Source organism: Rhodoblastus acidophilus, from assembly GCF_025961575.1.
Taxonomy (GTDB): Bacteria; Pseudomonadota; Alphaproteobacteria; order Rhizobiales; family Beijerinckiaceae; genus Rhodoblastus; species Rhodoblastus acidophilus_C.
Map to the genome: position 1 here is coordinate 102919 of NZ_JAOQNX010000017.1, position 7009 is coordinate 109927.

Annotated in this window: 4 protein-coding genes and 2 pseudogenes; 2 read left to right on the forward strand and 4 right to left on the reverse strand. The window is 63.4% G+C overall.

What is annotated here, in order from left to right; genetic code table 11:
* The first annotated feature begins 237 nt into the window (after positions 1–237).
* Positions 238–444, forward strand: coding sequence for a hypothetical protein (locus M2320_RS13440; RefSeq protein ID WP_264597724.1), 207 nt, complete (start codon positions 238–240; stop codon positions 442–444).
* A 377-nt stretch (positions 445–821) separates the two neighbouring features.
* Here the strand turns inward: M2320_RS13440 and M2320_RS13445 are convergent, their stop codons facing one another.
* Complete coding sequence (locus tag M2320_RS13445) at positions 822–1058, reverse strand: hypothetical protein (RefSeq protein ID WP_264597725.1); 237 nt, start codon at positions 1056–1058, stop codon at positions 822–824.
* 66 nt (positions 1059–1124) lie between these two features.
* Here M2320_RS13445 and M2320_RS13450 point away from each other — a divergent pair, with 66 nt between their 5' ends.
* Positions 1125–1445, forward strand: a complete 321-nt coding sequence (locus tag M2320_RS13450; RefSeq protein ID WP_264597726.1) for a DMT family transporter — start codon at positions 1125–1127, stop codon at positions 1443–1445.
* A 41-nt stretch (positions 1446–1486) separates the two neighbouring features.
* Here the strand turns inward: M2320_RS13450 and atzF are convergent.
* The 3 genes and pseudogenes from atzF to M2320_RS13465 form a co-directional block, all read right to left on the reverse strand.
* Positions 1487–3272, reverse strand: a pseudogene (atzF, locus tag M2320_RS13455) (allophanate hydrolase).
* A complete protein-coding gene (gene uca / locus M2320_RS13460) occupies positions 3272–6805 on the reverse strand; it encodes an urea carboxylase (protein ID WP_264597727.1) in 3534 nt (1177 codons plus the stop codon). Before uca ends, atzF begins: the two are co-directional and overlap by 1 nt.
* Positions 6806–6913 (reverse strand): annotated as a pseudogene (locus M2320_RS13465) (urea carboxylase); the annotation flags it as partial. It abuts the gene before it with no gap.
* Positions 6914–7009 lie beyond the last annotated feature (96 nt).

The following is a 7009-nucleotide window of genomic DNA, read 5'->3' on the forward strand; positions in this document are numbered from 1 at the left end:
TGGCGACCGTGGTTGTGCGCTCCCCCATTCGCGGGAACATGGTTGCATCCGGCCAGCGAGCCATAACTATTAAGAATAGCACACTTGCGCTAAATGCGTGGGTTAAATGTTATAAATGTTATGTTTCTAACTAATTTTAACGATACGGCATTGTACGTTGGTCGCCTTGAACGGTGCGACGTTTTGTCTCGTTGTGCCGTTTCGACTTTGGAACGTGGCAATATGCCGAGGTAGCAATTGACGAACGACAACACCCTTGACCGCGACGAAAACGGCAAGAGCTGCGGCGGTTTTTTGGCATTGGTTGAAATCGATCTACGTTATGCAGCTGCGGAGTTGAGGACCGCACAGGGTAACTCTTCGGCGCAAAGCCGCGCCCTTCAGCATATCGAGAGCGCGCTGGAAAGTCTCCGCACGCATAGGGCCGGTGACGAGGCGGCCTGAGATTTTGCGGCTAGGCGCTCAGCTACACTGTCGTTCGTCGTCTTCGGTTCCATTGAGCCACGCTTGGGCGTTCGCTTGACTGAGGACTTCAAGAACCTCTTGCTCGTACTGCCCCTCGCACGTCACCGTTTTCAAGAGATATGACGTACCGTAACAGTAAAGGGTGTAGTCGGTGCGGCTTTCATTGAAAATAATTTGCTCGCGATGAACGATTCGCATTTCGCAACCTCGTTAGGTTGACGCGCTTTACGCTTATTCGTCAATTTCTGCAAGCTTGCGCATGTATTGACGTGCATCGATTCACACACACAGACGAAAAGCGACAAAAACCGAGCTGAAACGCGGCTTTAATTTCGTAGCGGTTCGAATAAAAGCGATCAGGCGATCGCTAGCGCCGCGAGTTTCAGCACGCCAGCGGCAAGCACCAAGGCGACGACATCCCACTGGTCCCAGCCTATGAACCGGCCAGGGCGATTGATCCGCGCCGACGTGGCGGCCATCGCCTCAACAGCAATCGCGGCTTCGAGTTGATCGCGTTGACGGCGGACAGCAACGTGGACAGGTTGACCTTGACAGGCTCGTGAAACACTAAAAAATGTGGTGAAGCGAGGCAACGTCCTCCTCCTGCAACCGTGCGGGACAGAAGTCCGGGACGGCCCGGTCCTGAAAAGGGGCCGGTCATGGCTTGGGTCTATCTCTTTCTCGCCGGTGTGATGGAAATTGCGTGGGCCTACGCGATGAAGCAGTCGGACGGGTTCACGCGTCTTTGGCCGACTGCGACCGTGATCGTGGCCCTGATCGGGAGCCTCGGACTTCTGGCGCTTTCGATGCGCACTTTGCCCCTCGGAACCGCCTACACGATTTGGACCGGCATCGGCGCGATTGGGGCCTTCGTGCTTGGCATTGTCGCGCTGGGCGAACAAGCAACCTTTGGTCGTCTGATCGCCGCGGCGCTGATCATATCTGGGCTGATTGCAATGAAGCTGAGCAGCAATCCGTAGCCGCAACACGAGCGGCTACTGGTCCTCAGCAGCGCGCGATGTCAGCGCTGCGACGCAAGAAAATCACGCCAGCCGCCGTGGTTGGTGATTTCACGCGCGCCAGTCAGGGCATGCGCCTCGCAAAGGAATCCCGTGACCCGCCGGCCGCTGGCGAGCGTGATCTTGCCGACGCCGAGCGGCGCCGGGATGGCGTCGACGAAACGGCCGAAGGCTTCGGCGGGCAGCGACCAGACTTCAACCTCGAGACCCGGTCCGGCAAAACCCGGCTCATGGATCAGACCCGGCTTGGGCGGCGTGGTGTTGGCGAGCGCATAGAGCCGATAGTCGGGCGCGGTGCGCGTCGCTTCGACCAGCCATCCGCCGGCTTGGGTGAGTTGCCAGTTCAAGGGCTGGCCGGCGAGATGGGCGCCGACGACGACGATCTCGAGGCTGCCGGTCAGAGGCGCCGGCGCCTGCGCCGGAACGGATTCTCGCGCAACACCGGCGCCGCAGCCCGACGCCGCGTGGAAGGCGGCGGCGAAGGGCGCCAGCGCCTCGTCGCTCTGCGGCGGGCCGATCAGGGTGACGCCAAAGGGCAAGCCGTCGGCGCGGAAGCCGGCGGGAACGGCGATGGCCGCCATGCCGCGGAAATTGACGAAATTGGTGTAGCGGCCGAATTGCGCATTGAGCCGCACCGGGTCGGCCTTCATGGCCTCGACCGTGTGAATGGTGGGCGACGTCGGCAGCAGCAGGACATCGAATTTTTCGGCTTCCTTGTCAGCGGCGCGGAAAAGCTCTTGCAGCCGGTATTGACCCCGGAAGGCGTCGGCGGCCGAGAATTTTTTCGCGCTTTCGATCAGGCCGCGCACGGTCGGATCGAGGGCTTCGGGTTTTTGGGCGAGGAAAGGCTCGATGGCTGCGAGCCGCTCCGCCAGCCACGGCCCTTCATAGAGCAGCGCGGCGATTTCGGCGAAGGGCGCATAGTCGAATTCGACCACGCGCCACCCCAGCGTCTCCGCTTGGGCGACCGCCTGCGCATAAAGCTTTGCATTCTCCGCGTCGCCGTAGAATTCGCGATCGCCCGTCGTCAGCACGCCAACGCGCGGCTGCGGCGGCAAGCCGATGGGCGCGGGCGCCGCGGAATAAGGGTCTTGCGCATCGAACCCTTCGATGATCCGGCGCACGGCAACGCCATCGGCGACATCGGCCGCAAAGACATTGACGCAATCGAGGCTGCGGCAGGCGGGGACCACGCCCGTCGCGGGGACGAGGCCGGGCGTGGGTTTGACGCCGACGATATTGTTGAAGGCGGCGGGCACGCGCCCCGATCCCGCCGTATCCGTGCCGAGAGAAAAGGCGACGAGGCCGCGCGCCACCGCCACCGCCGAGCCCGAAGACGAACCGCCGGACACGTAATCGCGATTGAACACGCAACGCGGCGCGCCATAGGGCGAGCGCGTGCCGTTCAGGCCGGTGGCGAACTGGTCGAGATTGGTCTTGCCGACCAGCAGCGCGCCCGCCGCGCGTAGCCGGGCGACCACGGTGGCAATCATGCTGCGCCTGATAGGCGTAATCGGGACAGGCGGCGGTGGTCGCCATGCCGGCGACGTCGATATTGTCTTTCACCACATAGGGGACGCCCCAAAGCGGCAGTTTTTTGGAATCGGGTTCGCGCGCGAAAAGGTCGCGGGCGGCGGCGCGCAGGTTTTGCGGCGCGACGCGGCTGATGAAAACCGCGGGATCGTCGCAGGCGTCGATCCGCGCCAAAACCTCCTCGACGACGTCGAACAGGTTTTGCGGATTTTCGGCATAGCGGGCGCGCAGGGAGCTCAGGGTGAACAGGGCCATCACACTTCCTCCAGAGCACAGACCAGGTCGCCGGCGCGAAGCGTCTGGCCGGGCTTGACCAATTGGCTGCGGACAATGCCGCGCGCCGTCGCGGCGATGGAAATTTCCATTTTCATCGACTCAATCACCAGGAGGGGCTGTCCGATCTCGACGTGATCGCCTTCGCCGACCCGCCATTGCCAGACATTTCCGGGCGCCTCGGCGAACTGGCCGATGCAGCCGTCCGGGACTTCGCCGCCGGAGCCGAGCGCGGCGGCGGCTTCATCCAGCGGCGCGTCGTCAATCTTCGCGTCGCGCCAGCGCTGCCGCTCGGCCTCGAAAGCCGCTTGCTGCTTTGTCTTGAACGCGGCGATCCCGTCCGCTTCGCGCGCGAGAAATTTTTTGTAGTCGGCGTAAGAAAATTCGGTCTGCTCGATTTTGACGGGATAGCCGCCATGCGGAAAAGCCGCGCGCGCCTCCAAAAGCTCTTCCGCGCTCACCGGGAAAAACTTGATCTGGTCGAAGAAGCGCAACAGCCATGGCGACCCCGGCGCGAATTCCGGCGTCGTGCGAAAACTGTTCCACATCTGGATGGTGCGGCCGAACAATTGGTAGCCGCCCGGTCCCTCCATGCCATAGACGCACATATAGGCGCCGCCGATGCCCACGGCGTTTTCGGGCGTCCAGGTGCGCGCCGGATTGTATTTTGTTGTGACCAGGCGGTGACGCGGATCGACCGGCGTCGCCACGGGCGCGCCGAGATAGACGTCGCCGAGGCCGAGCACGAGATAATTGGCGTCGAAAATGATGTTTTGCACCGCCGCCACATCGTCGAGCCCGTTGATGCGGCGGATGAACTCGATGTTGTCAGGACACCAGGGCGCATTGGGGCGCACGAGATCCTGATATTTGCGCATGGCGAGCTGCGCCTGCGGATCGTTCCACGACAGCGGCAGATGCACGATGCGGCTGGGGACGTTCATCGCATCGGTCGACGGCATGTCGGCCTCGATCTCGCGCAAAACATCGAGCAGTCTTGTGCGCGACAAGACCGAACTGTCGTAATGCACCTGCAGCGAGCGAATGCCCGGCGTCATGTCGATCAGGCCGGTCAGACTGGCCTCGCGCACCTTTTGCGCCAGCAGATGCACGCGCATGCGCAGGCCGATGTCGAGCGCCATCGGGCCATATTCGACAAGCAAGTTGTCGTCGCCGGCGCGGCGGTAGACGGCCGGGATTTCGCCCTCGACCTTGCCGAGAATGCCGGAGCCGGGCGCGCTTTTCACCGTGGGTCCGGCGACGGGATCGTTTTCCCGCGCGACGGGAACGAATTTCAGCTTGTCGCCCGGCTTGAGCTGTCCAAGCTTCCACAAATCCTCCCGCGCGGTGACGGCGGGGCAAACGAAACCGCCGAGGCTCGGGCCATCGGGGCCGAGCAGGATCGGCATGTCGCCGGTAAAGTCCACGGCGCCGATCGCATAGGCGTTGTCGTGGATGTTGGAGGGATGCAGACCGGCTTCGCCGCCATCGGCGCGCGCCCAGTTTGGCTTCGGGCCGATCAGACGCACGCCCGTGCGCGCCGAGTTGAAATGCACCTCATATTCGGCGGAAAACAGCTCTTCCACATCCGCGTCGAGGAAAAAGTCGGGCGCGCCGTGGGGGCCGTAGATCACCGCCAGCCGCCAGTCATGGGTGAGCGGCGGCCGTTCGTCCTCGCGGGCTGGTCGGGGCTCGCTCAGGGCAGGGGCGTCGCCGAAATGCAGGACGTCCCCGGCTTTGAGCGCGCCCACGGCGTGGCCGCCAAAACCGCTCAGCGTGAAGGTTGCGCGCGAGCCCAAAAACTCGGGCGCGTCAAAACCGCCGCGCAGCGCCAGATAGGTGCGCAGGCCCGGTCCCTCGACGGCGCCGACCGCCAGGACCTGTCCGGCTTTGGCGGCATGAGGAACATTGTTGGCGATCTCGGCGCCGTCGAGCGTCGCCTTCATCCGCGCGCCGGCCAGCGCGAACATTGCGTCGGAATTGAAGCGCAGCGTCGCGCCGCGCGCGGTCATCTCCAGGGCGGTCGTGGTTTCCGGATTGCCAACGATGCGGTTGGCCAGCCGAAAACTGTTTTCGTCCATCGGGCCGCTCGGCGGCACGCCGACATCCCAAAGGCCGAGGCGCCCGGGCAATTCCTGGATGGTCGATTGCGCGCCCGGGCTCAGCACGTCGAGCGAGCGCGGCTGGAAGGCGAAGTGGGGCAGCACATTGGTGGCGACCTCGCCCCGCGCGAAAACCTCCGATGCGGCGACGGCGCGCAAATAGGCCAGATTTGTTTCGATGCCGCAGACGCGAGTGGCGTCGAGCGCCGCACGCAATTTTGCCAGCGCCGCGTCGCGGGTGTCGCCATGGACGATGATCTTCGCCAGCATGGGATCGTAATTGGCGGTGACCTCCGCGCCGGTCTCGATCCAGCCGTCGATGCGCGCGTCCGCAGGGAACGAAACCTCCGTCAGCAGGCCGGCGCTGGGGCGGAATTTTTGCGCGGGGTTTTCGGCGTAAAGACGCGCCTCCATCGCCGCGCCGCGCTGGGTGAGATCGACGCCGGTGAGCACGTCTTCGCCCGCCGCCTGACGGATCATCCATTCCACCAGATCGACGCCGAACACCGTTTCCGTAACGGGATGCTCGACCTGCAAGCGCGTGTTGACTTCCAGGAAGTAAAAATCGTCGCGGGCGACATCGTAGATGAATTCCACCGTGCCCGCCGACTCGTATTTTACGGCGCGGCCCAGAGCGCAAGCCGCGTCCCGCAGGCGGGACTTGAGCGCGTCGGAAAGCCCCGGCGCCGGGGTTTCCTCGATGACCTTCTGGTTGCGCCGTTGCAGCGAACAATCGCGCTCACCGAGCGCGACGACGCGGCCCTTGCCGTCGCCGAAAATCTGCACTTCGACATGGCGCGCGCGCGCCACAAAACGTTCCAAAAACAGCCGCGCGTCGCCAAAACCGGCCTGAGCGGTCCGCTGCACGCTCTCGAATTTTTCGCGGAGAGATTCGGGCCCCTCGCAGAGCTGCATGCCAATGCCGCCGCCGCCCGCCGTGCTCTTCAGCATGACGGGATAGCCGATGGTTTCCGCCGCAGCCAGGGCGTCTTCGACCGTCTCCAAAATGCTCGTGCCCGGCAGTAGCGGCGCTCCCGCCTTTTGCGCAATGTCGCGCGCCGTGTGTTTGAGGCCGAAGGCGCGCAAATGCTCGGGGCGCGGCCCGATGAAGGCGATGTTTTCCGCCGCCAGCTTTTCGGCAAAACCGACGTTTTCGGACAGAAAGCCATAGCCGGGATGCACCGCCTGCGCGCCGGTCCGCTTGCAGGCTTCGATGATTTTATCCGCCTGCAAATAACTCTCGGCGGCGGGCGCCGGGCCGAGGCGCACCGCTTCATCCGCATCAAGCACGGGCCGTGCAAAACGGTCGGCGTCGGAATAGACGGCGACGCTTTTGACGCCCATTTTTCGACAGGTTTTTCCGATCCGGCCGACGATTTCGCCCCGGTTGGCAATCAGGATTTTCGTGAACATTTACGCCTCCGGAGCGTCCCAAATCAAAGCCTGGACCGGCGTGGGGATGAAACCGTTGCAGGGGTTGTTGATCTGCGGGCAGTTGGAGATCACGCACAAAATGTCCATCAGAGCTGGCCCGGAGAATCTGGACAGGACGATAAGTGGCTTTTGTGCCTGACAGCGGCGATGATCGCCGCGCATCAGGAGAGATCATGACCAAGC

Excerpts from the sequence above, each read along its gene's own strand:
- M2320_RS13450 (WP_264597726.1), top strand. The coding sequence starts at position 1,125 with ATGGCTTGGGTCTATCTCTTTCTCGCCGGTGTGATGGAAATTGCGTGG.
- uca (WP_264597727.1), bottom strand. The coding sequence starts at position 6,805 with ATGTTCACGAAAATCCTGATTGCCAACCGGGGCGAAATCGTCGGCCGG.